This window comes from Bacillus sp. VA13 (assembly GCF_055710085.1).
Genome location: NZ_JBVQPP010000002.1, coordinates 760,289 through 786,816, shown reverse-complemented (window position 1 = coordinate 786,816; position 26,528 = coordinate 760,289). Strand labels below are relative to the sequence as shown.

25 protein-coding genes, 2 pseudogenes and 1 other annotated feature are annotated in these 26,528 nt (G+C 45.2%); of the genes and pseudogenes, 8 read left to right on the top strand and 19 right to left on the bottom strand.

Annotated features, from left to right (window positions below; all coding sequences use genetic code 11):
• On the top strand, positions 1-86 hold an 86-nt coding region (locus AC0C66_RS12100), incomplete at its 5' end, for an IS3 family transposase (protein ID WP_131121716.1).
• A 60-nt stretch (positions 87-146) separates the two neighbouring features.
• Here AC0C66_RS12100 and opuCD read toward each other — a convergent pair.
• The 4 genes from opuCD to opuCA are packed head-to-tail and all read right to left on the bottom strand — an operon-like array spanning position 147 to position 3,579.
• A complete protein-coding gene (gene opuCD / locus AC0C66_RS12095) occupies positions 147-815 on the bottom strand; it encodes a glycine betaine/carnitine/choline/choline sulfate ABC transporter permease OpuCD (RefSeq protein WP_072183253.1) in 669 nt (222 codons plus the stop codon).
• A gap of 17 nt (positions 816-832) precedes the next feature.
• Positions 833-1,750: an osmoprotectant ABC transporter substrate-binding lipoprotein OpuCC gene (gene opuCC / locus AC0C66_RS12090; protein WP_014115192.1), complete on the bottom strand. Its 918-nt coding sequence runs from the start codon at positions 1,748-1,750 to the stop codon at positions 833-835.
• A gap of 13 nt (positions 1,751-1,763) precedes the next feature.
• Positions 1,764-2,417, bottom strand: coding sequence for a glycine betaine/carnitine/choline/choline sulfate ABC transporter permease OpuCB (gene opuCB / locus AC0C66_RS12085; RefSeq protein ID WP_003219978.1), 654 nt, complete (start codon positions 2,415-2,417; stop codon positions 1,764-1,766).
• A gap of 22 nt (positions 2,418-2,439) precedes the next feature.
• Entirely contained in the window at positions 2,440-3,579 is a 1,140-nt protein-coding gene (opuCA, locus tag AC0C66_RS12080) for an osmoprotectant ABC transporter ATP-binding protein OpuCA (RefSeq protein WP_014115193.1), read from the bottom strand.
• 263 nt (positions 3,580-3,842) lie between these two features.
• Here opuCA and opcR point away from each other — a divergent pair, with 263 nt between their 5' ends.
• Entirely contained in the window at positions 3,843-4,400 is a 558-nt protein-coding gene (opcR, locus tag AC0C66_RS12075) for an opuC operon transcriptional regulator OpcR (protein WP_014115194.1), read from the top strand.
• A 17-nt stretch (positions 4,401-4,417) separates the two neighbouring features.
• On the opposite strand, the pseudogene AC0C66_RS12070 reads toward opcR, so the two are convergent.
• Positions 4,418-4,528, bottom strand: a pseudogene (locus AC0C66_RS12070) (MarC family protein); the annotation flags it as partial.
• Position 4,529: 1 nt separating this feature from the next.
• Here AC0C66_RS12070 and AC0C66_RS12065 point away from each other — a divergent pair.
• Together AC0C66_RS12065 and AC0C66_RS12060 are read left to right on the top strand one after the other, a co-directional pair.
• Positions 4,530-4,775, top strand: a pseudogene (locus AC0C66_RS12065) (YvbH-like oligomerization domain-containing protein); the annotation flags it as partial.
• Positions 4,776-4,927: 152 nt separating this feature from the next.
• Entirely contained in the window at positions 4,928-5,626 is a 699-nt protein-coding gene (locus AC0C66_RS12060) for a zinc ribbon domain-containing protein (RefSeq protein ID WP_411210811.1), read from the top strand.
• Positions 5,627-5,662: 36 nt separating this feature from the next.
• Here the strand turns inward: AC0C66_RS12060 and AC0C66_RS12055 are convergent, their stop codons facing one another.
• Complete coding sequence (locus AC0C66_RS12055; RefSeq protein ID WP_472973595.1) at positions 5,663-7,477, bottom strand: zinc ribbon domain-containing protein; 1,815 nt, start codon at positions 7,475-7,477, stop codon at positions 5,663-5,665.
• Between the two features lie 126 nt (positions 7,478-7,603).
• Between AC0C66_RS12055 and AC0C66_RS12050 the strand changes: the two genes are divergently transcribed.
• Complete coding sequence (locus AC0C66_RS12050; protein WP_072565278.1) at positions 7,604-8,071, top strand: GNAT family N-acetyltransferase; 468 nt, start codon at positions 7,604-7,606, stop codon at positions 8,069-8,071.
• A gap of 42 nt (positions 8,072-8,113) precedes the next feature.
• Here the strand turns inward: AC0C66_RS12050 and eno are convergent, their stop codons facing one another.
• From eno to AC0C66_RS12030, 4 genes are read right to left on the bottom strand one after another with little or no spacing between them, the layout of a single operon-like run.
• Entirely contained in the window at positions 8,114-9,406 is a 1,293-nt protein-coding gene (gene eno / locus AC0C66_RS12045; protein WP_007409956.1) for a phosphopyruvate hydratase, read from the bottom strand.
• Positions 9,407-9,434: 28 nt separating this feature from the next.
• Positions 9,435-10,970 carry a 2,3-bisphosphoglycerate-independent phosphoglycerate mutase gene (gene gpmI / locus AC0C66_RS12040; RefSeq protein WP_472973594.1) on the bottom strand — a complete coding sequence of 512 codons (1,536 nt, stop codon included), beginning with the start codon at positions 10,968-10,970 and terminating at the stop codon, positions 9,435-9,437.
• Positions 10,963-11,724: a triose-phosphate isomerase gene (gene tpiA, locus AC0C66_RS12035; protein ID WP_472973593.1), complete on the bottom strand. Its 762-nt coding sequence runs from the start codon at positions 11,722-11,724 to the stop codon at positions 10,963-10,965. The genes gpmI and tpiA overlap by 8 nt, the downstream gene beginning before the upstream one ends.
• A gap of 30 nt (positions 11,725-11,754) precedes the next feature.
• Positions 11,755-12,939 (bottom strand): phosphoglycerate kinase, encoded by a 1,185-nt coding sequence (locus AC0C66_RS12030; RefSeq protein WP_472973592.1) that lies wholly within the window; start codon positions 12,937-12,939, stop codon positions 11,755-11,757.
• A 22-nt stretch (positions 12,940-12,961) separates the two neighbouring features.
• Here AC0C66_RS12030 and AC0C66_RS12025 point away from each other — a divergent pair, with 22 nt between their 5' ends.
• Entirely contained in the window at positions 12,962-13,144 is a 183-nt protein-coding gene (locus tag AC0C66_RS12025) for a hypothetical protein (protein WP_472973591.1), read from the top strand.
• A gap of 112 nt (positions 13,145-13,256) precedes the next feature.
• Here AC0C66_RS12025 and gap read toward each other — a convergent pair whose 3' ends face one another.
• From gap to araE, 3 genes are all read right to left on the bottom strand, one after another.
• Positions 13,257-14,264: a type I glyceraldehyde-3-phosphate dehydrogenase gene (gene gap / locus AC0C66_RS12020; RefSeq protein ID WP_003219957.1), complete on the bottom strand. Its 1,008-nt coding sequence runs from the start codon at positions 14,262-14,264 to the stop codon at positions 13,257-13,259.
• 46 nt (positions 14,265-14,310) lie between these two features.
• Entirely contained in the window at positions 14,311-15,333 is a 1,023-nt protein-coding gene (gene cggR / locus AC0C66_RS12015) for a gapA transcriptional regulator CggR (protein WP_014115202.1), read from the bottom strand.
• Between the two features lie 299 nt (positions 15,334-15,632).
• On the bottom strand, positions 15,633-17,027 hold the full coding sequence (araE, locus tag AC0C66_RS12010; RefSeq protein WP_072183257.1) for an arabinose-proton symporter AraE: 1,395 nt from the start codon (positions 17,025-17,027) through the stop codon (positions 15,633-15,635).
• A 203-nt stretch (positions 17,028-17,230) separates the two neighbouring features.
• Here araE and araR point away from each other — a divergent pair, with 203 nt between their 5' ends.
• Positions 17,231-18,319, top strand: a complete 1,089-nt coding sequence (gene araR, locus AC0C66_RS12005; protein ID WP_326197865.1) for an arabinose utilization transcriptional regulator AraR — start codon at positions 17,231-17,233, stop codon at positions 18,317-18,319.
• 49 nt (positions 18,320-18,368) lie between these two features.
• Here araR and AC0C66_RS12000 read toward each other — a convergent pair whose 3' ends face one another.
• Together AC0C66_RS12000 and AC0C66_RS11995 are read right to left on the bottom strand one after the other, a co-directional pair.
• Positions 18,369-19,379, bottom strand: a complete 1,011-nt coding sequence (locus tag AC0C66_RS12000; protein ID WP_461845740.1) for an LLM class flavin-dependent oxidoreductase — start codon at positions 19,377-19,379, stop codon at positions 18,369-18,371.
• A 157-nt stretch (positions 19,380-19,536) separates the two neighbouring features.
• Positions 19,537-20,415, bottom strand: coding sequence for a LysR family transcriptional regulator (locus AC0C66_RS11995; RefSeq protein WP_014115208.1), 879 nt, complete (start codon positions 20,413-20,415; stop codon positions 19,537-19,539).
• A 97-nt stretch (positions 20,416-20,512) separates the two neighbouring features.
• Here AC0C66_RS11995 and AC0C66_RS11990 point away from each other — a divergent pair, with 97 nt between their 5' ends.
• Complete coding sequence (locus AC0C66_RS11990) at positions 20,513-21,430, top strand: DMT family transporter (RefSeq protein ID WP_072183258.1); 918 nt, start codon at positions 20,513-20,515, stop codon at positions 21,428-21,430.
• A 40-nt stretch (positions 21,431-21,470) separates the two neighbouring features.
• On the opposite strand, the gene AC0C66_RS11985 is transcribed toward AC0C66_RS11990, so the two are convergent.
• From AC0C66_RS11985 to lutB, 4 genes are all read right to left on the bottom strand, one after another.
• Positions 21,471-22,814 (bottom strand): amino acid permease, encoded by a 1,344-nt coding sequence (locus tag AC0C66_RS11985; protein ID WP_014115210.1) that lies wholly within the window; start codon positions 22,812-22,814, stop codon positions 21,471-21,473.
• A 68-nt stretch (positions 22,815-22,882) separates the two neighbouring features.
• Positions 22,883-23,118, bottom strand: a binding site (T-box leader).
• Between the two features lie 97 nt (positions 23,119-23,215).
• Positions 23,216-24,250, bottom strand: a complete 1,035-nt coding sequence (locus AC0C66_RS11980) for a glycosyl hydrolase family 18 protein (protein WP_072183259.1) — start codon at positions 24,248-24,250, stop codon at positions 23,216-23,218.
• A 104-nt stretch (positions 24,251-24,354) separates the two neighbouring features.
• Positions 24,355-25,077 carry a lactate utilization protein LutC gene (gene lutC, locus AC0C66_RS11975; RefSeq protein ID WP_014115213.1) on the bottom strand — a complete coding sequence of 241 codons (723 nt, stop codon included), beginning with the start codon at positions 25,075-25,077 and terminating at the stop codon, positions 24,355-24,357.
• A complete protein-coding gene (lutB, locus tag AC0C66_RS11970) occupies positions 25,077-26,516 on the bottom strand; it encodes a lactate utilization iron-sulfur protein LutB (protein ID WP_014115214.1) in 1,440 nt (479 codons plus the stop codon). Before lutB ends, lutC begins: the two co-directional genes overlap by 1 nt.
• Positions 26,517-26,528: the final 12 nt, after the last annotated feature.

Genomic DNA, 26,528 nt, shown 5'->3' with positions numbered 1-26,528 from the left:
AATACATTCATTATTATAACAATATTCGTATTCAAACGAAACTAAACAACCAATCACCGATAAACTATCGGCAATTGGCTGTTTAAAAGGTGTTTTGATCCCTGTCTCAAAAACGGGGGTCAGTCCCATTCACAAGGCGTTTTTTCTTATGCGGCGCTGGCCAGATTTTTCTTCTTTTTAATCGGGCTTAACGCGCGTTCAAGCCAGCCCATGACCAAATCGGCAATCACCGCCATCAGAGCTGTGGGGATCGCGCCCGCTAATATTATCGCTGTTCCGTTTGTTGCGTTTGATCCCCTGACGATGATATCCCCCAGTCCGCCTGCACCGACAAATGTTCCGATGGCCGTAATGCCGATCGCAATGACAAGCGCTGTGCGAAGGCCCGCCATAATGACAGAAAGTGCAAGCGGAAGCTCGACCATCCGCAGCACTTGAAATTTTGTCATTCCCATCGCTTTTCCGGATTCAAGATAAGCGTGTTCAATGCTGATAATGCCTGTATACGTGTTTCTGATAATCGGCAGAAGTGAATACAGAAATAATGACAATATCACCGTATTAGCGCCCAGCCCCATGACAAGCATCAGCACAGCGAGCATGGCGAGAGCCGGGATGGTCTGAATGACGTTCGTCACCGCAAAAATCCACCCGCTTAATGTTCTGTATCTGGCGATCAGAATACCGAGCGGAATTCCAACAATGGCGGCAAATAAAACGCCGTACACCGACATCAGAAAATGGCGGTAAAACTCCTGCAGCACGTAACCGCCGTTTTGCGAATAGTAAGTGCCAAGCTGCTGTAGTACTTCCATATGATCCGCCTCTTTTCTTAGTCAAAATAATGATGTTTCTCTAAAAATTCCTTTGCTACGACAGAAGGCTCCTTCAGTTTGCCATCTACCTCATAGTTAAGCTCCTGCATCGTTTCCGTATCGATTTGCCCAATCAGCTTATTGATCACACCTTCAAGCTCCGGATGTTCCTTAAGCACTTTTTCCGGAATCACCGGTGAACAGTCATACGGCGGGAAGAAACGCTTATCGTCTTTTAAGATTTTCAGATCATAGGCTTTAATCCGTCCATCCGTTGAATAAGCCAGAACGGCGTCCATTTTCCCATTTTTGACTGCGTCATAGACAAGCCCGATCTGCATCGGATAAGTTGTGCCGAACTCAAAGCCATATGTGCTGACAAAGCCTTTATATCCGTCGCCTTTTCGTTTCAGCCAGGCATTGTCGACGCCCAATTTATATTGTGAAGCGTTTTTCTTCAGGTCAGACACGGTGTTAATATGCTCCTTTTCCGCAAACTTTTTTGTTACGGTGAAGGCATATGTGTTATCAAATCCGTAGGAATCAAACCATTTATAGGAAAAGCGCTTCTTAAACTCGTTCTGCACAATGTTAAGTGCTTTTTTCGGATCCTTTTCCGCTTCCTTGCCGAGGGTGCTTGTTAAATCCGTTCCGGAATAGCGCGTGGCAGAAATATCAATGTCACCGCCCAGCATTGCTTGGTGCTGTACATAGTTTGATCCGAGGTTTTTCACTAAAGCGGTATTCAAATCTGTATCATGTTCAATAAGCTGCGCGATCATATTCGCTAAAATTTCTGATTCTGTCATGCTTTGCGCCCCGATTTTGATCGTTTCATCTGAAGCGCCGCCGAGTCCCGGCAAAGCACAGCCGCTCAGCAGCAGGACAAAGGTGAGAGCGAGCGCGCCAAGCCATTTGATTTTTTTCGTTTTCAACAAAGCCAACTCCTTACGAAACTTCCTTCATCCCTTGCAATCCTTTCGGCGTCACCTTTCGTTCTGTCACAGCCAGCACATAATCAATGATAATTGCCAGGATCGTGACCGGGACGGCGCCGCCAATGATATATTCAGGCTGATACAGGTTCAGGCCGATAAAAATGTAGTCACCGAGACCGCCGCCGCCGATAAACGACGCAAGTGTCGCCCAGCCGATTAAATAAATCGTTGACGTGCGGATTCCCGCCATGATGATCGGAATCGCCAGCGGGATTTCGACGAGCCGAATCTGCTCCCATCCGGTCATGCCAATCCCTTTTCCCGATTCCAGCAGATTTTTGTTTACACCTTTGATGCCGGTATACGTATTACGCAGGATCGGCAGCACCGAATAGAAAAATAAAGCGACAATCGCAGGCACTTTCCCTACGCCGAGAAGCGGAATAAAAAAGGCTAAAATCGCCAGACTCGGCAAGGTTTGCACAATGTTGACGACACCTATAATCGCACCTGCACCTTTTTTCATTCTAGTGAGAGCGACACCGAGCGGCACTGCTACGATTATGCCCAATACAACGGCTATGAGTGAAATATATAAATGCTCTCCTGTTTTATACAGCAGCTCTCCGCCGTTCGTTTGCAAAAAAGTCATCATTTGATTCATCTTAAAAGAGCTCCTCCCCTGTTCAGATCGTCATAAGCTGGTCTTCCTCACCCCATATAGAGTCGTATACGATATCAACAAGGCTCGCTCTCGTCACAATTCCTGCTAAATGGTTCTGTTCATCCACCACAGGAACATACTTGATTCCCTGCTTCAAGATTTTTCGGACCGTATCGCGAAGAAGCGCCCCTTTTTGTACGGTATATATATCAGAGCGGTATACATCACCAACGACGCTCGCTTTTTTGCGGTTTTGATCAATCATTTCCACATCAACATAGCCCTTCAGCACATTTTGACGGTCTACAACGAGCAGCGAATCGACACGTTTTTCTCTCATCAGCTGAATCGCCTGAGAAAGCGTTTTGTCCGCTGTGACCGTGACAGGCGTTCTGTTCATCATCTGCTCAACCCGCTCAATTTCAGGCCTTGTCTGGATCAGGCGCTCTTTCCCGATAAATTCTTCCACAAATTCATTCGCCGGGTTCCGGAGAATCTCATCAGGTGTACCGACTTGAACGATTTCTCCCGCTTTTAAAATCACAATCCGGTCAGCAAGCTTAATGGCTTCATCCATATCGTGGGTTACAAACACAATGGTTTTGTTTAGTGTTCTTTGCAGTTTTTTAAATTCTTCCTGAAGGGAATCACGCGTAATCGGATCAAGCGCTCCGAACGGTTCATCCATTAAAATGAGAGGGGGTTCCGCAGCCAGTGCACGCAGCACGCCGATTCTTTGCTGCTGTCCGCCACTGAGCTCATGGGGATAACGGTCTAAATATTCCGGGCCCATATCCACGAGCTTTAACAGCTCTCTCGCCCGTTCTTTCCGTTTTTCTTCAGGCCATTTCAGCAGTTTTGGTACGAGTGAGATATTCTGCTGAATGGTCATGTGAGGGAACAAACCAATCTGCTGAATCACATAGCCGATTTTTCTCCTCAGCTCAACCGGGTCCTGTTCCATAATATTTTCTCCGTCGATAAAGATCCTTCCCGACGATGGTTCTATCAGTCTGTTAATCATCTTCATCGTCGTCGTTTTTCCGCAGCCGCTCGGGCCGATAAAACAGATAAACTCACCCTTGGCAATATCTAAATCAATGCTGTTCACAGCTTTTTTTCCGCCCTTATATACTTTTGACACTTGTTCCAATTTCAGCAATCCGTGCACCTCCACAGGTTTCCTTTGATTTTTCTGAAAAGTATAATCTTTATTATAGTTTGAACTTTATAAAATAAAAAGTTTACAATGTGTTGAAATTATATGTTATTTACAGATTATTTATTGTTATGACCAAAACGGAAAGGGTGTTCTTACAATTACGCCGGATACCTCCCTCTTCCTCTGCATTCAGCTATTTTCAACAACTGGCAGAAATATGATATATTGACACCATCAATTGCCATTTGAAGGGATGATCAGCTGTGGAAAAAACTGCTCTCGACATCATTGAACATGCTGAAGAGCATCTCATTGAGAAGATTGCCGATAATATGCATACGTTTGGAATGCCTTCAACTGTCGGGCGTGTGCTTGGAATTATTTATATGAATCGAAAACCGATGACATTAAGCGAGCTCTCTGAGGCAACGGGCATGAGCAAAACACGGATGAGCCAGGTTGTCCGTGAAATGATCGATGCCAATATTGCCGAAAAGGTGTTTGAAAAAGGCGTACGAAAAGACCTTTATGACGTCGAGCAGGATTATTATCAAACCTTCATTTCTTTATTTGCGGCGAATTGGACAAAGGTCGTGAGCAAAAACAAAGTGCTGTATAAAAAATTAAACCGGGAGCTGACTGATCTTTTACAAAGGGACGGGCTTACCCCCGAAGCGGAAGAGAAAGTCAATCAGCTGCTGAATGAACTAAGAGAATGGCTTCATTACTATGACTGGCTGAGCAGATTGATTGAATTTTTCGAGAGTGAGGAAGTCTTTCAATACGTGCCGAAAACAAAAGAAAGCAGCTCCCTGAAGTAAGGGAACTGCTTTTTGCATTATGACGTTAAGATCGGAAACATGCCTCTCAGCCCGGCACCAATCATTCCGACCGCAACGACCGCTAAGATTAATCCCATCAGTCTGGTAATGACGTTCATCTCGGTTTTAAAGTTAAAAGGCCTATATAGTGCACTGCTTCGCATCGCCATAACAATCTATGAAAATGATATTTTAATCAATCAAGCGGAACAAAGCTTAGATAAAGCCGTGACTATTCTTCATCACACCCGTCCTGAACACGTCAACATTGTTTCTCAATATAAAGAACTGACCGAAATCAGATTCACTTGGCTGACATCCGTTCGCTCGCAGTATCATCTTAAGGATTTTGGAGATGTATTTGAAAAATATTTAATAACTAGCATAAAAAAAGACACAGCTGGTATTGGGCTCGTGTCTTTTTTGTGTGGTATTTTTGTATGAATATTGGTTACTTTACAACTTTTTTCTTTTATAATAAAACTAGTAGTCTATTTTCCCTATATTGCAGCTAAAGGAGTTATTTTATGTATTGTCCTCAATGCGGCCATCAAACAGATGGCGGAAAGTTTTGTGAGAAATGCGGATCACCGCTCCCTGGTCAATCAGGCCAACAGCAGGCAGCGCAAACCGGAGCCGCTGCAAAACAAGCAGCAAAGCAGTTCGGATCTTTTGTCCTGGCCGTCCTGAAACGCCCTTATCAGGAATGTAAAACAACAGGCGGAGAACAGCTGATCAGCGCGATAATTACAATGGTTCTGTTCAGTTTGCTGACCCCTTTGATGTTTTATATTCTTTTTTCAGACGGTCCCGGCAGCGTAAGCTTTACAGCAGTCTTTTTAGAGCCAACCATTTACTTTGCCCTGTTTATTTTCGGTTTGCATGCATTGATCTTTTTCGCCTTAAAAATCGCGGGAAACCCAGTATCTTTCAAAGATTCATTTTCCAGATTTGGTGCGTTTCTCATTCCATTTACGGCTATTTTGATTATTGCCCTTTTATTCTTTTTATTACATACAGACATTTGCTTCACCGTGTTAGCTGTTGGTTTAATCGGTGCATTCTTTGCTATTCCTCCTGCGATGCTGAGCAGTTACCAGCATTCATATAAAGGAAAGGTTGATATCATTTACTCAACGATTGTGATTTATCTGCTCACATGCGTTACATTTCAGCTTATTATCGAACACTATATGAAAAAGATTTTCCGTTATATGCTCTTTTAAAAAACAACCCCATCACCTGCTGGTGATGGGGTTATTTTATTGAATAGACGTTAAGTAAATTCTTCCGTTCTTCACTACGCCGGTATAGGTCCAGTTATATGTTCTGAGCTTTGGACTGCCGCCTGATTTTGTGATGTAGAATTCTTCATACGTTTTAATCGTAATCGCTGATCCATTTTGGCTCCAGCTTTTCACTTCATAGTTATTAAAGTCTTCTGTTGTCCCCTCTTTATTTAATTTCGCCACGAGGTGCTGCTGGTCGGAATAAAGGGAACTGCCTCTTTGAAGGCTGTCTTCCATCAGCGAGAAATTATTTTGATTCACGGCATCTGCCTGACCTTGCAGATAACTGCCCATAAATAATGTCACTTGTTCATCTGTAACATCACCGCTTGTTGACCTTTTACTGTCTTTATTTTTTGAGCCTTCCCAGGCGGATGTGTACGTCTCCGGTTTATCATTTTTGATTTTCTTTATATTTGTTCCGGCAGATTCAAATGTTGATTCTGCATTTTCGAAAATCCATTTTTTCTGTTTTTTATCATATGAAAGGAGATATTCGTAACTCGGGCTGTCATCAGTCATTTCAGGATTTGAATAGTCGTTATACGAAGAAGACTGGTGAAGTTCTTTCCCATTTACCGATACCTGCCATGTCCCGTCGTTTTTCTGAGAGAGCGCGAATGTATCTAGGTCAAAATCTGTTTCTAAGTATTTATCTTTTAAGTATGAATCCGTGTTTTTCATAGAATCGACGGTATCCTTCGTCTCTGCTTTCCATTTGGCACTAGCCTCTGTCATCTGGGCTGTATTCCCATCTGATAGCGCTTTAGAGTACTGTTTTGTTGTTTTGACAATCGTGTTCATCATCGTTTCCTGAGTATCTTGATCAGGAATTAACGTTAATTCCATTTCTTTATGATCAATCGGAACGCCCGCTGTTTTTGTTTTTCCCCATGGAAACTCTGCTTCGACCGAAGCCGTCATGGATCCGTCTGTCAGAAGCGGGCCGTATGTTACGGATTTGAACGGGTCTTTATGAATCGACTTGCCGTTAATCAGCAAATCTCCCTTCCCGTTTTTAATGTCATCCGCTAAGCTGAATGTCACATCGTCAGCTTCCAATGAGAGATCCACACGAAAGCTGTTATCGCCAACCGCCTGAATGTCTTCCTTTTTCACAAGATCGACTACATCGTTTTTCAGTTTGGCTGAGACTGTATAGTCACCGGGAATGTACGGACCGAGGGTTTGTGCTTGATCCGCCTTCTTTACAGATCCGGCTTCCTCTTTGTTGACATATAGAACGGTATTTTTATAATTGCTGGTCACTTCAAAATAAACAGGTGCTATCTTTAAGTCATAATGGTCAAATACTAGCACGCTTTTCCCGTCTTTCTCCGCATATACGATATCCTTTTGGGCTGTTTCAGCACGCAGCGATGCAAAAAGCTCATCTTTTTTGTCAGGATGGTCCTTTAAATAGGTAAGAAACGGTTTTACATTATTTTTAGTCAGCTTGAGCTTGTCATTTACCGGCGTAAGGAGAGACGCGATTTGCTCTTTATCCTCATCATTTACAGCCTGTTCAAATTTGTCGACTAACCTATCCTTTGAAGTAAAGTACGCTCCGGTTTTATATGCGGCGAATAATATGATGCACGCTGCGGCAATGCTGCTCCATAAAACGATGGTCTTCTTAGGGATTGGTTTTCGAGGAGCCTGCCTCGTTTCAGCATTACTTGCTGTTTCTTTATGTGCCTGTCTGCTGCTCTCTCCGATCGGGGTGCCGCATTCTTTACAAAACTTGGCTCCTTCTTTATTTTTTTGACCGCATTCCTTACAAAACATGTGACTTTCCTCCTATTTTCTATCCACTAATTTGTACAGATTTCCTATGTTACATATTTTATAATAGAATGGTATGAAATTGGAGGAAATCACAAAAATATCTCTATAAACATGTGAAAAGGTGGAATAATGATGCAACAGCTCACCATTCAAAAAGCTACAAACTATAACCAAGCGCTGTATGAGCTTCTGCTGCTCGCCGATCCGTCGAAAGAGATTGTTGATGAATACATAACCAGAGGAGAATGCTACACTGCCTATATATCGGGCGAGCTGGCTGGTGTATACGTGATGATCACAACCAGACCGCAAACCGTAGAAATCGTTAACATCGCAGTAAAACCAACAATGCAAAAACAGGGCATTGGCAAGCTTCTTATCCGCGATGCCATTGAAAAAGCGAAACAAATGGGAGCAAAGGTGATTGAGATTGGCACTGGAAATTCCAGCATCCATCAGCTGTCTCTTTATCAAAAATGCGGATTCCGCCTTCAGGCGATCGATCATGATTTTTTTATTAGACACTATGATGAGGAGATCTTTGAAAACGGCATTCAATGCCGCGATATGGTGAGGCTTTATTTTGATCTCTAAAACATAAAAAAACCGCCGAGAATTCTCCCGGCGGTCATTTTATTACTTGTTTAAGTTGTAGAAAGAGTTAATACCGTGGTATTGAGCAGTTTCAGCCAACTGATCTTCGATGCGAAGAAGCTGGTTGTATTTCGCAACACGGTCCGTACGAGACGGAGCACCTGTTTTGATTTGTCCTGCGTTTGTTGCCACAGCGATGTCAGCGATTGTGCTGTCTTCAGTTTCACCAGAACGGTGAGAGATAACAGCAGTGTAGCCTGCGCGTTTCGCCATTTCGATCGCATCGAATGTTTCAGTCAATGTACCGATTTGGTTTACTTTGATCAGGATAGAGTTGCCTACGCCGTTTTTGATACCTTCAGCAAGTTTTTTCGTGTTTGTAACGAAGAGGTCATCACCAACAAGCTGAACTTTTTTGCCAAGACGCTCAGTAAGAAGCTTGTGGCCTTCCCAGTCGTTTTCGTCAAGTCCGTCTTCGATAGAGATGATTGGGTATTTAGAAACCATTTCTTCGTACCAATCAACCATTTCAGCAGATGTTTTCACAACGCCTTCGCCAGACAGATGGTATTTGCCGTCTTCTTTGTTGTAGAACTCAGAAGATGCAGCATCCATAGCAAGTTTCACTTCTTCGCCAGGTTTGAAGCCGGCTTTTTCGATTGCTTCAACGATTGTTTGAAGCGCTTCTTCGTTAGAACCAAGGTTTGGAGCGAATCCGCCTTCATCACCTACAGCTGTGTTCATTCCTTTAGCAGAAAGAACTGATTTCAGGCTGTGGAAGATTTGAGCGCCCATGCGAAGTGCTTCACGGAAGTTAGGGGCACCTACAGGCATGATCATGAATTCTTGAATATCCACGTTGTTATCAGCATGCTCTCCGCCGTTTACGATGTTCATCATCGGTACAGGAAGCGTTTTTGAGTTGAATCCTCCAAGGTATTGATAAAGAGGAATCTGTAAGAAATCAGCAGCAGCGCGCGCACAAGCCATAGATACGCCAAGGATTGCGTTCGCACCAAGTTTGCCTTTGTTTTCAGTACCGTCAAGCTCGATTAAAAGCTGGTCGATAGCGTTTTGTTCAGTTACATCAAAGCCAAGAAGCTCTGGAGAAATGATTTCGTTTACGTTGTTAACAGCTGTTAACACGCCTTTTCCAAGGTAACGGTCTTTGTCGCCGTCACGAAGCTCAACTGCTTCGTATTCACCTGTAGAAGCTCCGCTTGGCACTAGTGCGCGGCCGAAAGCTCCTGTTTCTGTATATACTTCAACTTCAACTGTTGGGTTGCCGCGGGAGTCTAATACTTCGCGTGCATAAACATCAACAATGTATGGCATGAGTTTTGTCTCTCCTTTTGATTTCAAATTATTTTTGAATTAACGATGTTCCTGTCATTTCTTTCGGTTTTTCAACACCGAGAAGGTCTAATAACGTTGGTGCAAGGTCGCCTAGGATTCCGCCTTCACGCAGCGTGATGCCTTCCTTCGTAACAATCACAGGGACTGGATTTGTCGTATGTGCAGTGTGCGGTTCGCCTGATTCTGTAATCAGAATATCAGCATTACCGTGATCAGCGGTAATGATAGCATGTCCGCCTTTAGCGAGAATCGCGTCAACGACTTCGCCTAAGCATTCGTCCACTGCTTCAATTGCTTTAATTGTTGGTTCAACCATTCCGGAGTGGCCGACCATATCAGGGTTTGCGAAGTTAAGAATGATCGCGTCATGCTTGTCAGCTTCAATTTCTTTGACAAGCGCGTCCCTTACTTCATACGCACTCATTTCTGGCTTCAAGTCATATGTTGCAACTTTCGGCGAGTTGATGAGAATACGCTCTTCACCTGGGAATTCAGCTTCACGGCCGCCGCTCATAAAGAACGTGACGTGCGGATACTTTTCAGTTTCTGCAATTCGAAGCTGTTTTAATCCATGCTGAGATAATACTTCTCCGACTGTGTTATCAAGATTTATCGGTTTAAACGCCACATAGCCGTCAACTGATTCACTGAAGTGAGTCAGGCAGACGAAATGCAGGTTCTTCGGATAATTCTCGCCGCGGTCGAAATCGCGGAAGTCTTTGTTTGTGAACGTGTTAGAAATCTGGATGGCGCGGTCCGGTCTGAAATTATAGAAAATCACAGAATCGCCGTCTTGGATTTTCGCAACAGGCTCACCGTTTTCTTTTGTGATGACAGATGGAATCACGAACTCATCATAGATTCCGTTCGCATATGAATCATCCACAACATCCATTGCGCTGCGGTATGTCGGGCCTTCGCCGTACGCCATTGCGCGGTACGCTTTTTCTACACGGTCCCAGCGTTTGTCGCGGTCCATTGAGTAGTAGCGTCCGGAAACGCTGGCGATTTCTCCAACACCGATTTCCTCAATTTGTTCGTTCAGCTGGTTGATGTATGTTTTCGCTGTTTGCGGACCTACATCACGGCCGTCAAGGAAACCATGAATGTAAACCTTTGTCAGCCCTTCATTTTTCGCAAGCTTTAACAATGCGAACAAATGATTGATGTGGCTGTGCACGCCGCCGTCTGATAAAAGGCCGAACAGGTGCAGGGCTTTGTCGTTTTCTTTCGCGTTGTTAATCGCGTCAAGGAATGTTTGATTGCGTTCGAACTCTCCTTCACGAATGGCAACATTTACGCGTGTTAAGCTTTGGTACACAATACGTCCCGCACCGATATTTAAGTGACCTACTTCGGAGTTCCCCATTTGCCCTTCAGGAAGACCTACAGCCTCGCCTGAAGCAGTCAATGTTTGATGAGGATACTGGTTCCAGTAGCGGTCAAAATTCGGTTTTTTCGCTAAAGCGACTGCGTTTCCTACTGTTTCGTTACGTAATCCGAACCCATCAAGAATGATGAGTGCAGCTGGTTTTTTACTCATATTGACCTTCCTCCAATAATTGAACGAATGACTGTGGCTCAAGGCTCGCGCCGCCGACCAAAGCACCGTCAATATCGGATTCTGCCATATATTCTTTAATGTTTGCAGGCTTTACGCTTCCGCCATATTGGATGCGAAGCTTGTCTGCAGTTTCTTGGCTGAAGCTTTCAGCGACGGTTTTACGGATATGCGCACACACGTCGTTCGCATCTTTTGCTGTAGAAGATTTGCCTGTTCCGATTGCCCAGATTGGCTCATACGCAATAACAGAAGCAGCAACTTGTTTTTCAGAAAGACCAGCAAGGCCTTTTTTCACTTGGTCAGCAACAAGATCATTTGTTTTGCCGGCTTCGCGCTCTTCAAGCGTTTCACCTACACAGATGATCGGCACAATGCCGTGTTTGAAAGCAGCGTGTGCTTTTTTGTTAACTGTTTCATCAGTTTCAGCGAACATTTCACGGCGCTCAGAGTGGCCGATGACGCAGTAGTCAACGCCAAGGTCGTTAAGAGCAACCGGGCTGATTTCGCCTGTGAACGCGCCGCTTTCTTCGAAGTGCATGTTTTGTGCGCCGACTTTTAGGTCAGTGCCTTTAACAGCAGAAGTAAGCTTTTCTAAGAAAAGTGCTGGCGCGCAAACAACAGCTTCCGCTTTGTCTGCTGCTGGAATGGAAGATTTCACTTCTTCAACGAAGCTGACAGCTTCGCCGAGTGTTTTGTTCATTTTCCAGTTACCGGCGATAATTGGTTTTCTCATCTGTTCCACTTCCTTATAGCAGTTTTGAGATTATTTATCGTTAAGTGCAGCTACCCCTGGAAGCTCTTTGCCTTCCATAAACTCAAGGGATGCGCCGCCGCCTGTTGAGATGTGGCTCATTTTGTCAGCAAGGCCGAATTTTTCAACCGCTGCCGCAGAGTCTCCTCCGCCGATGACAGAGTATGTATCTTTCGCCTCTGCCAATGCTTCCGCAACCGCTTTTGTTCCTTGAGCGAACAAGTCGATTTCGAATACGCCCATCGGTCCGTTCCACACGACAAGTTTGCTGTTTTTGATTACGTCAGCATACGTTTCGCGTGTTTTCGTACCAATGTCGATTGCTTCTAAATCACTAGGGATTTCAGAGATCGGCACAATTTTCACGTTTGCATCGTTAGAGAAATCATCTGCAACGAGTACATCTTCAGGCATGTAGAAGTTAACGCCTTTTTCTTTCGCGCGGTCCATAAATGATTTCGCAAGCTCGATTTTATCCTCTTCAAGAAGAGATTTACCGACTTCATGGCCAAGCGCTTTAACGAATGTATAAGCAAGACCTCCGCCGATGATCAGGTTGTCTACTTTATCAAGAAGACTTTCGATCACACCGATTTTGTCTTTTACTTTCGCTCCGCCGATGATCGCTGTGAACGGGCGGTCAGGGTTAGAAACCGCTTTTCCGAGTACGTCAAGCTCTTTTTCCATTAAGAAACCTGCAACTGCTGGCAGATGCTCGGCAATTCCAGCTGTAGATGCGTGAGCACGGTGGGCAGCACCGAATGCGTCATTTACATATACATCTGCAAGCTCAGCAAATGCTTTTGCAAGCTCAGGATCATTTTTCTCTTCACCAGGGTAGAAACGTACGTTTTCCAATACAAGAACGTCTCCGTTCTTCATGTCAGAAATTTGTGCTTTTACAGCATCACCGTAAGCTTCATCCGCTTTTTTCACTTCTTTGCCAAGCAGTTCGCCGAGACGTGCAGCGACAGGAGTTAAACGAAGCTCCTCAACCACTTCGCCTTTCGGGCGGCCTAAGTGGCTCGCAAGAAGGACTTTTGCGCCTTGTTCTGCAAGGTGTTTGATAGTTGGAAGCGCAGCACGGATACGTGTATCGTCTGTTACTTCCCCGTCTTTCATTGGAACGTTAAAGTCAACGCGGCAGAATACAACTTTGCCTTTTACGTCGATGTCTTTGAGAGTTTTCTTATTCATGCCTAGGAGATCCTCCTTCAAAATGGTTTGCATACAGCACGAAAAACGTGAAACCGTCTGGTCAAGCGATAACTCCGCTAGGGCAGATCGCAGTCTTTTTTCGGCACAGGGCAGTTCGTCTGAAGCCAGGGCAGCGGCCTTAGGCGAAAGCGCCGGCAAAGCTGCTAAAAACGCGGTCGTTTCTCTATCACAGAACGTTTTCTGAAAGCCGGTCTTCATGGAAAAAGGGAAAGGGAGTCCGTCCCCTTCCCTTGTCCGCTTTCATTATAGCGCTTCTATTCAAAAGAACCAAGTCAGGTCCTTTTTTCAGCTATAAATTAAAGACCTTTTTTTGCGATGTAAGCTGCAAGGTCAACAACGCGGTTAGAGTAGCCGCTTTCGTTATCGTACCAAGAGATTACTTTTACCATGCTGCCTTCCATAACCATTGTAGAAAGAGCATCGATTGTAGAAGAGTTTTTGTTTCCGTTGTAGTCGCCAGAAACTAATGGCTCTTCGCTGTAGCCAAGGATTCCTTTAAGATCGCCTTCAGCTGCTTCTTTAAGAGCTGCGTTTACTTCTTCAGCTGTTACTTCTTGGTTCAGTTCAGCAACCAAGTCAACTAGAGAAACGTTTGGAGTTGGAACACGCATTGCTCCACCGTTCAGTTTGCCTTTTAGTTCAGGAAGAACTAGAGAAACTGCTTTAGCAGCACCAGTTGATGTTGGGATGATGTTTTCAGCTGCTGCACGCGCACGACGGTAGTCTTTGTGCGGAAGATCAAGGATTTGCTGATCGTTCGTGTAAGAGTGAACAGTTGTCATCATACCGCGTTTGATGCCGAATTTGTCGTTAAGTACTTTTGCAAACGGCGCAAGGCAGTTTGTTGTGCAAGATGCGTTAGAGATAACATCATGGTTAGCCGCATCGTATTTATCTTCGTTAACACCCATAACGATTGTGATATCTTCTTCGTTAGCAGGAGCAGAGATGATTACTTTTTTCGCGCCAGCTTCTAAGTGTTTCGCAGCGTCTGCGCGTTTTGTGAAGAAACCAGTAGATTCAACTACGATTTCAACGCCTTGTTTACCCCAGCTAAGTTTAGCAGGATCGCGTTCTGCAGAAACTTCAATTGTTTTGCCGTTAACAACAAGGTTGTTACCGTCAACTGAAACTTCAGCGTCTAATTTTCCGTGTACAGAATCATATTGTAAAAGATGAGCCAGCATGTTAGCATCTGTTAAATCGTTAACCGCTACTACCTCAACTTCAGGATTGTTTAATGCTGCGCGGAATACGTTACGTCCAATACGACCAAAACCGTTAATACCGACTTTTACTGCCATGATTGTTTCCTCCTTTAAATAAGTGAGAGATATTTATATTGAGGGATTATTCATCCCTTAATAACTTCTTTGCGGCTCCTTCGTCTGTGACGAGAACCGTGTTTCGGGGCTTTTTAAAGTAAGCCTCGATCGCCTCGGCTTTTGATGATCCGCCCGCTACCGCAATAATATCGGGGATGGCGTCTATGTCATCCAGCTGCATTCCGACAGAATGCACTTTGTGGACCACTTCGCCGTCCGCGTTAAAATAGTAGCCAAACGCTTCTGTCACCGCGTCGTGATCATCTATTTTCTTTAAGTCTTCTAAAGGTGTGTTTCTCCGCTGAGCCATAGTTTTAGCTTCACCGATTCCGTGAACCAGCATACTCGCTGATTTAATCGTGTTCAGCACCTCTTTGACAGAAGGTTCTTCAATAATAGATGAATAGGCGCCTTGTGACAGCTGTCCCGGAACAAACAAAAGCCGGTAAGTGCCTGAAGCCTTTTCCGCCATATGCGCGCATATGGTGTTCGCCTGGTTTTTCACGTCTTCGCCTAAACCGCCTCTTGCAGGCACAAACAAAAGCTCACGGTTTTTAGAATCCGGCGTCATCATTTCGGCGACAGCTTCAATTGTCGTACCGCCAGTTACAGCGACGATATTTTTGCCTGAAAATCTTTTTTTCATACATGCGACAGCTGCTCTTCCCATTTCTTTTTTGACCCATGGGGATTGATCGCTGTCTCCGGACACGATAATAGCATCCTTTAGATTTAAACGTTCTTTTAATGTCTTTTCCAAAAGCGTCAAACCTAAAACATCTTTCATCGTATCTTCCAGAACGGAAAGCAGTTCATAACCCTCTTCTGTCAATGTCATGCCGTTTGTTTTAATATCGACCAGGTTCTGTTCCTTTAAAAACTGAACCTCGCCCCTCAACACACGCTCGCTGATTCCGAGACTGGCAGACAGGCTTCTTCGCCCGATGGGTTCTGTCAGCCTGATATACTGCAAGATTTCAAACCTCTTTTGCATAACGAGCAGAAGATCAGGCAATAATTTTTTTTGAGCTTGTATTAACTGGTTCATGACTCAAACGTTCCTTCCTTTTTTTGCTGGACATTATACGTCCCGCTATGACAAAAAACGTCCCATCATAGCCAAAAAAAATTATTTCTGCTTTCTTTAATTATTTTAACAGGGTGGAATTGTTTATTCAACTGTTAAGAGTCAATTCATCGACAATATTCGCAGAGTTTTCATGCCGCAGCGTTTTATCCAGCATTATTTTTTCCTATATATCTATATCTTATACAGAAAACGCCAAAAGGTGCATCCCAACATAAACAGCCCTTCCAAAAGAAAGGGCCTGTTTTTTTAAAGCGTTTTCATTTTATCCAGAGCTTTTCAATCTCTTCAAGCGATTTGTTCTTTGTTTCCGGACAGATCGTAACAACAAACAGGAAGCAAAGGATGTTAATCACCGCAAAAATCCAGAATGTATAGGCGAGCCCGAATGAGTCGATCATCATTGGCACAAACTGTCCGATCGCCCAGTTTGCTCCCCATAAAAAGATGGTCGCAATACCCGCGGCCCGCGCACGCAGATGGTTCGGGAAGATTTCAGAAATCATAATCCATGTGATCGGCCCTACAGATACACAAAATGCCGCCACAAAACCTAAAATAAAGAAGACCAGCATAAGTCCGTCTGTTAACTGAAAGTAGAACGACGTTCCGATTAAGATCATAAAAATAGCCATAAAAGCAGATCCGATGGACATCAGTTTTTTTCGTCCGACTTTATCAATCAACAGCACCGCAATAATGGTAAAGATGACTTCTACAACCCCTACGATACAGGTTGTCACAAATCCGGCATTTTGTCCGAATCCCATCATTTTGAAGATTTCCGGCCCGTAGTAAGTAATCGCGTTCATGCCAATGACTTGGTTAAACAGCGCCAGCAGGATTCCAATGACAAGCGCCTTTCTGAGACCCGGCTTAAAAAGCTGGGAGAGCGATCCCATTTGTTCTATTTTTAAAGAGTTCTCAATGTTCTTTAATTCTTCTTTTGCAACAGTTTCTCCATTAATACGTGTCAGTATCTTTAGCGCTTCTTTTGTTTTGCCCGCTTTCGCCAGCCATCTCGGACTTTCCGGCACGACGAGCAATACGAGGAAAAAGATCACAGACGGCACCATTCCATAAGCGAGCATCCATCTCCAGCCGGTGTGCACACCCCATTCGTATGTTCCAGACCGCTGCACAGCGAGATTAATAAAGTACGTCGCGGAAATACCCAATATCGTAAAGAGCTGATACAAGGAAGAAAGGCTTCCGCGTATGGCAGGCGGCGCAGCTTCCGTAATATACGTAACAGAGAGTGATGAGCCCATCCCAATCCCGAGGCCTCCGATAATCCTTGCAATAATTAAGGTAGACACGTCTTGAGAAAGCGCTGAAACGATGGCTGATATCGCAAATAACAAAGCAGCTGTCATTAAAATTTTTCTCCGTCCAAACCTGTCGCTTAAAAATCCAGAAATTCCGACGCCCACTACTCCTCCGATCATAATGCTGGAAATCACAAGCCCTTCCATAAATGGACTCAGACTGTATAAATCTTTCAGAAAACCGATGGCGCCTGAAATCACTGCCGTGTCATAGCCGTACAATAAGCCGCCAAGTCCCGCCGCGCATGAGATCAAAATGACAAATCCCATTGAATGGCTTCGTGTTACAGGAGCATTTGGTTCTAATTGAGTTGGAGTATTCTTCATTTCCCTGCCCTCCCGAATGTTGAGTAAAGCGTTTACATTTCTCTTTCTAATTGTACGTACTTATTTAAAAATTTAACGAAAATTATTGTTTATTAGTACGTACAAATATAGGATAATCCCGTTTGCATTTTCTGTCAATGTTTTCTTGTATAGATCACTGTGATATACTGAAATTTGTCCGTATACATTTTGGAGGAATGGATATGTTACCAAAATACGCTCAAGTAAAAGAAGAAATCAGTTCATGGATTAATCAGGGCAAAATACTGCCCGATCAAAAGATCCCTACCGAAAACGAATTAATGCAGCAATTCGGCGTCAGCCGGCATACCATTCGCAAAGCGATCGGAGACCTCGTATCACAAGGTCTGCTGTACAGCGTGCAAGGCGGGGGCACCTTTGTCGCTTCACGCTCTGCTAAGTCAGCGCTGCATTCCAATAAAACGATCGGTGTTCTGACAACCTACATATCAGACTATATTTTCCCGAGCATCATTAGAGGAATCGAATCCTATTTAAGCGAGCAGGGATATTCTATGCTATTGACCAGCACAAACAACAATCCGGACAATGAACGCAGAGGATTAGAAAACCTGCTGTCACAGCATATTGACGGATTGATTGTAGAACCGACAAAAAGCGCTCTGCAAACGCCGAATATTGGCTACTATCTTAATTTAGAGAAAAACGGCATTCCTTTTGCGATGATTAATGCGTCATACGCCGAGCTTGCCGCACCAAGTTTTACTCTGGATGATGTGAAAGGCGGTGTGATGGCGGCCGAGCACCTGCTCTCTCTCGGCCATACGCACATGATGGGTATTTTTAAAGCTGATGACACGCAGGGTGTCAAACGGATGAACGGATTTATACAGGCGCATCGTGAGCGTGAGTTATTCCCTTCTCCGGATATGATTGTGACGTTTACGACGGAAGAAAAAGAATCAAGACTGCTGGAGAAAGTGAAAGCCACATTGGAGAAAAACAGCAAGCATATGCCGACAGCCATACTTTGTTATAACGATGAAATTGCGCTGAAGGTGATTGATATGCTGCGGGAGATGGATATCAAAGTGCCTGAGGATATGTCCATCGTTGGGTATGATGATTCTCATTTCGCGCAAATCTCCGAGGTGAAATTAACCTCTGTGAAGCACCCGAAGTCTGTGCTGGGAAAAGCGGCTGCAAAATATGTTATTGACTGTTTAGAGCATAGAAAGCCTAAGCAGGAAGATGTCATTTTTGAGCCTGAGCTGATCATCCGCCAGTCCACAAGAAAGCTGAATGAATAAAAAAGCAATGTATGGGTTTCCCCCTTTACATTGCTTTTTTTTATGGCCTTTATCTGTTTTTCCAAATGTCAGCCACGATTTCAAATGAACGCATTCTGTCAGCGTGTTCAAAGGTTTCTGAGTTGACCATAATTTCATCAGCCTGTGTCGTTTTGACAAAGTCTTCTAGCTTCGCCTTCACTTCTTCCGGACCGCCGACAATCGTGGAGCTCAGCTGTTCATTGACCATCGCTTTTTCATACGGGCTCCAGATTTGATCCATATCCTCAACAGGCGGCTTCAACTGGTTCGGCGTGCCGCGTACTAGATCAAGGAATCGCTGGTAATGCGATGTAGCCAGATGCTGCGCTTTCTCGTTTGTATCTGCGGCGATAATCGTTACACCGACCATTGCATACGGTTCGTCGAGCACTTCTGACGGCGTAAACGAATTGCGGTACAGCTCCAAAGCGGGAACCGTATTCGCCGGCGAGAAATGAGCGGCGAACGCAAACGGAAGACCCAGTTCGCCTGCCAGTCGGGCGCTGAAGCCGCTTGATCCCAGCAGCCAAATCGGCACATCTATACCCTCTCCTGGAATGGCGCGGACTTGATTGCGCACATTTCCGGACGGTTTAAAGTAATTGCGCAGTTCCTCTAATTGTTCTGGGAAATCTTCACCGCTGCTGATGTTTCTGCGGAGCGCTCTTGCTGTCAATTGATCTGTTCCCGGCGCACGTCCGAGCCCCAGATCAATCCGTCCGGGATACAGCGTTTCCAGTGTGCCGAATTCCTCAGCTATCACTAGTGAAGAGTGGTTCGGAAGCATAATGCCGCCGGAGCCGACGCGGATTTTCTTTGTGCCGCCGGCAATATGGCCGATCAAAACCGCGGTGGCAGAGCTTGCGACACCTTCTATATTATGATGCTCAGCGAGCCAGTAGCGGTGATAGCCCCATTCCTCCGCACGGCGCGCCAAGTCCATGCTGTTTCGGAATGATTCTGCAATCGTTCCTCCCTGAACAACCGGAGATAAATTCAAGACAGAAAGCAAGGTATCTTTGCGTTGTTGAGTAGACATGTTTTTCTCCTTTGCAATTGTGATATCAGTAAACAGCCTCAAGCTGTCAAGTCATGATCGAAAGGACTTCTCTCACACCATAACACAACTGCAATCAGGAATAAAAGAATTTGATTCGATGAAATTCGAACAATATAAAACGAACGGGTTGGCACCGTTATTCTGCACCAAACAATTCCTGCGCCATATCAATGAATAGCTTAGCCGCCAGAGAAGCCTCCTTGAGTGACGGAACAGCAAGCTGCACATCACGGTACACCTGCGGGTCCAAATCCCGCGTCACCACATGCTCTGGCAGCGGCATGCCCGACATGGACATTTCTGATAAAATCGCCAGGCCCAATCCTTCTCTGATCATATTGACCGAGGTGTTCATGTTATAGACTGTGAAAGCGGCGTGAAGCGTAGCACCCGCCTGCCTGAACATATCGATAAAAGGCGATTCATAGCCGCCGTCACAGACGATCATCGGTTCACGGTCGAGATCTTTCAGCGTAATAGCCGAACGGCTGCAAAGCGGATGATCGTCCCTGAGCACGACGGTCATTTTGTCTTTTTTCAGCCGAATGTATTCCATCTCCTCTGTTGGATACAGAAGAATGCCGACATCTATCATCCGTGTGTGAAGCCACTCCTTGACTTCATTTACAGTTCCCTCGTGCAGCACGAGCTCCAGTTTTGGATATTTTTGTTTAAACTCACTGATCAGCTTCGGCATAAAATAAGCCGAGGCAGTTGAGAATGTGCCGATATGGATCGTTCCCAGTTCAAGCCCTTTTTCCGCGGCTGCGACTTGCTCAACTTTTTCAATGCCTTTTAAGACTTCCCTGATGTGGACTAAGATTTTTTTCCCCGTCTCGGTCAGCATCAGGCCATTGCGGCGGTCACGAATGATCAGCTTCACATCAAGCTCAGCTTCAATCGCGGAAATCGCATGGCTGACAGCCGGCTGTGTCATGTTCAGCGCCTGCCCCGCTTTTGTAAAGCTTCCCGTTTCAGCAATTTTCACGAAAACCCTTAATTGTGTAATGGTCATAACAATTTACTTATGCTCCTTATAAAAAAGATTCATTTTATTTATCTTATATTCTACAGTATCATAATGGAAAAGTTCTACAAGGAGTGATTGAAAAGTGAAACAGCTCTCAAAAACGCGGACAGCGCTCCTGCTCGCCTTTCTCGTCATCATGTGGGGCATCAATTGGCCGCTGTCAAAAGCAGCGCTCGCCTATTCGCCGCCATTGTTGTTCGCGGGCATCCGGACGCTGATCGGCGGGCTTTTATTAGTCATTGTCGCACTGCCGCGTATTCATAAATTGCGCTTAAAAGAAACATGGCCGATTTATCTAATTTCTGCACTTTTAAATATTACGTTATTCTACGGCCTGCAAACGATCGGGCTGAACTACCTTCCAGCGGGCCTGTTTTCCGCGATCGTCTTTTTTCAGCCGGTTCTGATGGGCGTGTTTTCTTGGGTGTGGCTCGGCGAATCCATGTTTGCCATGAAAGTAATCGGGCTGACCCTCGGTTTTACAGGAGTAGCTGTCATTAGTGCCGCAGGCTTTGGCGGGCATATTTCTGTTATTGGGGTTCTGCTGGCTCTCGGCTCCGCACTCAGCTGGGCGCTCGGAACAGTATATATGAAAAAAACAGGCAGTCGTGTCGATTCCATCTGGATGGTCGCCTTGCATCTGACGATCGGCAGCGTGTTTCTGCTTATATCCGGCCTTTGGACAGAAAGCTTTTCTGCGATCCAATGGACAGCTCCGTTTATCACGAGCCTGCTGTTCATCTCTGTATTCGTTATCGCACTCGGTTGGCTTATCTTTTTTACACTTGTCGGTTCAGGAGAAGCAAGCAAGGTCGCTTCCTATACTTTTTTGATTCCGCTCATTTCGATCGTGGCCAGCTCTATTTTCCTGCATGAACCGCTCACCTATAGCCTATTGGCGGGTCTGCTGCTGATTGTGACGAGCATCTGCCTCGTGAATTCAAAATCAAAAGCACAAAAAGCAGCAGCGATCTGTGTAAAGAAGAAGGCTGCACAATAATAAAAACCCTCTTGTCGGATGTGACAAGAGGGTTCCTTATTTACTGATGCTTGCGTCCTTTGACCAAATATACAACTGTAATCAAAAGGTAGATCGCCGCAGTAATGCTGGTAATGACAATTGACGTTGTCAGGATGACCCCGATCAGAATGGCGAGTAACGCCAGAATCGCAAACCATGTGGTGTACGGGAACCATTTTACATAATAGGCCGGTGTTTCTGTTTGCTCTTTTCTCGATTTCAAATGAGCGAATCCGATGATCAGCCAAATGAATAAAACGGTATACCCCAATGATCCCATTAAGTAATTAAACGTTTGGCTTCCTGCGAACAGAGAAATCAATACGCCAATATAGAGAGAGGAGGTGCACATCAGAATCGCAAACATCGGCACGTTTTTCGATGAAAGCTTCGAAAAGATCTTCGGAAGCCTTCCGTCAGTAGCCTGTGTATATAAAATGCGTGATGATCCGTATAAACCTGAATTCATAGAAGAAATGATCGCCAGCAGGATGACTGCGTTCATAATATGATCCGCGCCCGGAATACCTACCATTTTAAAGACCATAACGAAAGGACTTTCCGGAACGGAATTGACTTGATTCCATGGAATCAGGCTGACGATGATGAAAAACGGCAGCAGGTAGAACGCGACAATCCGTGTCAGTGTGCTTCGGACAGCTTTCGGAACAACCTTTTCCGGATTCTTTGTTTCAGCAAGCGTTACACCGATAATTTCTGTACCGCCGTAAGAGTAGATCACGACAAGCATCGCCGTAATCAGCCCTGTGCCGCCGTGCGGGAAAAATCCGCCGTGCTCTGTCAGGTTTGAAAACCCGGCAGCTGTATGATCACCGAATGATACAAATAAGAGCAACAATCCTAATATAATAAAGAGAATAATAACAGTAATCTTGATCATTGCCAGCCAATATTCGGTTTCGGCGAAGATTTTAACAGAAAGCAAGTTCACAATCGTGACGATAAGAGAAATCCCTAATGCCAAAACCCAGATCGGGCAGCCCGGCAGCCAATATTGAATAAAGATCGCAGCCACAACAGCTTCAGCCGCAATATTAAGCACCCACATTTTCCAGTATATCCAATCCAAGAAATAAGCAGCGTAATTCCCTAATACCTGTTGAACAAGATCCCGGAAGGTTCTGGCGTTTCGATTGCGCACAGCCATTTCCGCAAGCCCCTGCATAATAAACAGCAAAATAATGCCGCCGAGCAGGTAAGCGATAATGACAGATGGCCCTGCCACATCAATCGCTGAGCTGCTCCCTTTGAATAAACCTGCGCCGATTGCTCCGCCCAGCGCCATCATCATAATGTGGCGGGACGTCATCGTGCGTTTTAACGTCTGATTGTCCTTTTTCATCCTCTTGTACCTCTCCTTCTCATTTTCAAAAACAAAAAAGCCCGCCGTCTCCTATCTAATCTAATAGATAAAGAGACGACGAGCCTTCGGCTGACCGCGGTACCACTCTTGTTGATTCTTCATGAAGAATCCAGCTTTTGACCTGTAACGAAGGTTAGCCGTTAAAACATGGGGAATATTCAATCTATTCCGTTTCGTCTTACCACTCCCGGGCGAGTTCAAAGAAGAATCAGGCTGCGTCGCACCATCCCGCAGCTCTCTGTTCTGATCACTTTCTTTTACTGCTCCCAATCTATGTGTTTTAGTTTTCTGAAAAACTTAAATTTTACGATCTGAATATATTAACATAATATACGTGCTTCTCTTTTCCCTGTCAATAACTTCAGAAAAAAAAGAAACTGTTATTTTGTCCCTTTTTGAATGGCTTTCCAAAAGGATTCTGACTCGTTTCCTAATGCGTAGACTGAGACACCTGCTATTTTATATTGCTTTGCCAGGTGGCTTTTCGTTTGAATGGTTTTTTCGTTTTCATACCACACGACATGTTTATGCTTCTTTTTGTCAACGTAAGAAAACGTCATCGAACCTGACTTTTTGTTGAATGCCGGCTTTGCTTTTTGCTTTTTGATGAGGGACTTGAGTTCATTCCATTCCCACATTGTGCTCCCGCTGCCGTCTTTCATATCCCAGTCATAACCGTACGCCGGGATTCCCATGATGACTTTATTGGCTTTGATTTTTTTAACCGAAAACTGCAGAGAGCTTTTGATCCAGCTTGTGCTTGCCACTGAGCCCGGCTCGCCCCAAATGCCGTGTTCGTCGTAAGTCATGACTTGTACGTAGTCGGCATATTTACCGATTTTCGCATAATCATACGGCCAGCTCCATTCATCGTTTTGATCATCTGCGCTTTTGGCCGGAACGGAAACCATTGTTTTGATCTGTTTCTTTTTTAGAGCCTGTGAGACATCTTGAATGAAGCGTGAGTATTTGGATCGGTCTTCTGGATTCACTGCTTCAAAATCGATATTGATACCGTAGTATGAGTGCTTTTTAGCCAGTGCTATTAGCTGATCTGTGAATCGTTTTTTCGCTGTTTTATTACTCATGACTCGACTCGCTAAATCTCCGTCAAAATCGTAAATGCCGTCATTATAGTTTGAAATCACAGCCCAGGTCTTGATTTTTTTCTTTTTCGCATATGTCAGCTGCTTGCTTGGGGCATCGCCAATGACTTGTCCGTTTTTTTCAAACGCAAACGTATCTGTAGCGATGGCATTCATGTATGTATGATACTTCGTTAGAGAATTGTATGAGGCCGTATCCCCAGTCGTGTAGCCTAATGTTACGCCGGCTGCCTTCGCTTCTGTTTGTGTATACATAAACAGCACGATCGCAATCGCCAGTGAAACAGCTATAATCAGCCATTTTTTCATCGCACTTCCTCCTTTTTCAAGTCATACTCTTCTCATCGGCCAAAAAATTGGATAGTTGAAGTTTTTTTCAAGCAGAAAGCCCGGCATATGCCGGGCTTTTAAAATCAACGGTCAGAAACGAGAATGTATGCGGCTTTTACAGGTCCGTGCACCCCGACGACCAAATCCATTTCGATGTCGGCTGAGTTACTCGGTCCGGTAATGTAGTTGATGCATGAAGGAACAGTGACGCCGTCCGCAATGTTTTGACGGATGATTTCACTGGCTTGCGTCATTCTTGGCACAATGCTTGATTTCGGGACAATCGCAATATAGGTCGTCGGCAGAAGGCTGACAGACCGGCCGATGTCTTTTGAGGAAAAGAGGACAACCGTCCCCGACTCAGCCAGTGTGATTTCACTGAATGTGATCCCTACATTGGCTTGCTCCGCTTTTTTGATATTTTCTTCGCCTTTGTCAGCATCCCACTCCCAGACCGGCGTTCCTTCGCCCGGCCAGTCCTTGGTGAGCAAGCTTTTTAGTCCGTATTCTTCAAAGCGGGGGTCCTTCGGAATGATGACAGGGCCTCCGGAAAACCGGCTGACCTGCTCACGGAGGGCATCGTAAAGGCCGGTTGAATCCGTTTCAATCAGCTCTGTATGGATTTTAACGCAATGGTTTTTGAGGACTGTGACTAAGTCATCCGCTGAATATCCTTTAAGTGTTTGATATTGCGGCTGATGCGCCCACTCAGGGACTGCCACGCCCCCTGTTCTTCTTTCACGGCCCAGGCGTGATGCGATTCGGTTTAAAAAGCTCTCCTGATTCTGAACGTTTCCCTTCGTCATCACTGCTCCTCCTTCGTGCGTTCACTTGTTTCTCTGTCCGTAAACCAATCTCTGAATCTCGATTTATGCGGTGCCGGGAAATCGCGGATCTGTGTCCAGCTTTTGAGCGGGCCCGGCCCTTTCGAAATTTTTTCGTCCTCTGTAAAAGGCGTCATGGCGGCTGGCGCCCATTTTGAGCCCATTTTATAAAGCGACAAAGAGGACGCGCCAAGTCCGAACGCTTTCATCGCAAGCTTTTCACTGATCGGTGCTCTGCCTTCTTTTTCGACGATGTTCTGGCGATGCTTGAGAAGCAGCTCATGAAGCGGAATTTTGACCGGACAGGCTTCAGAACAAGCCGCGCACAATGTAGACGCGTACGGCAGCTCCTTAAAATCGTCATAACCTCCGAGCAACGGCGATAAAACCGCTCCGATCGGCCCCGAATAGATGGAGCCGTATGAGTGTCCGCCGACATGGCGATACACAGGGCAGACATTGATACAAGCTGCACAGCGGATACATTGCAGCACGGATTGGAATTCCGTTCCGAGAATATTGGACCGGCCATTGTCAACAATGACAAGATGGAATTCCTCCGGCCCGTCCACTTCCCCTTCCAGCTTCGGTCCTGTTAAAGCCGTAATATAACTTGTCAGCCGCTGTCCGACAGCGCTTCTTGTCAGCATGCTGACAAGGACTTCAAATTCAGAAAATGACGGGACAATCCGCTCCATTCCCATCACAGTGATTTGCGTTTTCGGCAAGGTGCTCACAAGCCGTCCATTTCCTTCATTGGTCACAAGGCTGACAGAACCCGTATCAGCAATGGCGAAGTTACAGCCGGTAATGCCAATATCCGCCTCCAGAAACTTTTCCCGGAGGATGGCGCGCGCATGCATCACTAGCTCTTCCGGTTTTTCTGTATGTTGATAGTCCAGCCTTTCTTTAAATACATCGCGTATCTGTTCTTTATTTTTATGAAGGGCGGGCGCTACGATATGTGAAGGCGGATCATGATCATCAATCTGCAAAATATACTCGCCGAGGTCGGTTTCGACGACTTCGCAGCCTTCCTGTTCCAGCACCTCATTCAGATTGATTTCCTCTGTGACCATTGATTTTGATTTTACGATTTTCTTCCCATTCTTCTTTTGAATGACATCGCGAATATAAGAAGATGCCTCTTCCGCTGTTTCCGCGAAATAGACATGCCCCCCTCTTTTCGCCACATTTTCGGCTAGCTGGCCGAGATAGAAATCGAGGTTTTCAAGAACATGCTGCCTGATTTCCTCTGATAGCGAGCGCCACTCCTCCCAGTTTCCCAGCTCTTCGGCTGCTTCAAGGCGCCGTGTCCGCAAACGCTCCTGCGCCCCCGAAACAGCGCCTCTCATAAATTCATTATCGATCCCCTGTGATACCCGCTCTTTAAAAGCGTCAGTACCGATTTTCATCGCCATGATCCTTTCCCC

Coding starts and splice junctions, on each gene's coding strand:
- lutB (WP_014115214.1), bottom strand. CDS start 26,516: ATGGCGATGAAAATCGGTACTGACGCTTTTAAAGAGCGGGTATCACAG.
- tpiA (WP_472973593.1), bottom strand. CDS start 11,724: ATGAGAAAACCAATTATCGCCGGTAACTGGAAAATGAACAAAACACTC.
- araE (WP_072183257.1), bottom strand. CDS start 17,027: ATGAAGAATACTCCAACTCAATTAGAACCAAATGCTCCTGTAACACGA.
- AC0C66_RS12055 (WP_472973595.1), bottom strand. CDS start 7,477: ATGTTTTGTAAGGAATGCGGTCAAAAAAATAAAGAAGGAGCCAAGTTT.
- AC0C66_RS12060 (WP_411210811.1), top strand. CDS start 4,928: ATGTATTGTCCTCAATGCGGCCATCAAACAGATGGCGGAAAGTTTTGT.
- araR (WP_326197865.1), top strand. CDS start 17,231: ATGTTACCAAAATACGCTCAAGTAAAAGAAGAAATCAGTTCATGGATT.
- eno (WP_007409956.1), bottom strand. CDS start 9,406: ATGCCATACATTGTTGATGTTTATGCACGCGAAGTATTAGACTCCCGC.
- lutC (WP_014115213.1), bottom strand. CDS start 25,077: ATGACGAAGGGAAACGTTCAGAATCAGGAGAGCTTTTTAAACCGAATC.
- AC0C66_RS11995 (WP_014115208.1), bottom strand. CDS start 20,415: ATGACCATTACACAATTAAGGGTTTTCGTGAAAATTGCTGAAACGGGA.
- cggR (WP_014115202.1), bottom strand. CDS start 15,333: ATGAACCAGTTAATACAAGCTCAAAAAAAATTATTGCCTGATCTTCTG.
- AC0C66_RS11985 (WP_014115210.1), bottom strand. CDS start 22,814: ATGAAAAAGGACAATCAGACGTTAAAACGCACGATGACGTCCCGCCAC.
- AC0C66_RS11980 (WP_072183259.1), bottom strand. CDS start 24,250: ATGAAAAAATGGCTGATTATAGCTGTTTCACTGGCGATTGCGATCGTG.
- AC0C66_RS12025 (WP_472973591.1), top strand. CDS start 12,962: ATGGTTTGCATACAGCACGAAAAACGTGAAACCGTCTGGTCAAGCGAT.
- gpmI (WP_472973594.1), bottom strand. CDS start 10,970: ATGAGTAAAAAACCAGCTGCACTCATCATTCTTGATGGGTTCGGATTA.
- AC0C66_RS12030 (WP_472973592.1), bottom strand. CDS start 12,939: ATGAATAAGAAAACTCTCAAAGACATCGACGTAAAAGGCAAAGTTGTA.
- opuCB (WP_003219978.1), bottom strand. CDS start 2,417: ATGAATCAAATGATGACTTTTTTGCAAACGAACGGCGGAGAGCTGCTG.
- gap (WP_003219957.1), bottom strand. CDS start 14,264: ATGGCAGTAAAAGTCGGTATTAACGGTTTTGGTCGTATTGGACGTAAC.
- opuCD (WP_072183253.1), bottom strand. CDS start 815: ATGGAAGTACTACAGCAGCTTGGCACTTACTATTCGCAAAACGGCGGT.
- AC0C66_RS12000 (WP_461845740.1), bottom strand. CDS start 19,379: ATGTCTACTCAACAACGCAAAGATACCTTGCTTTCTGTCTTGAATTTA.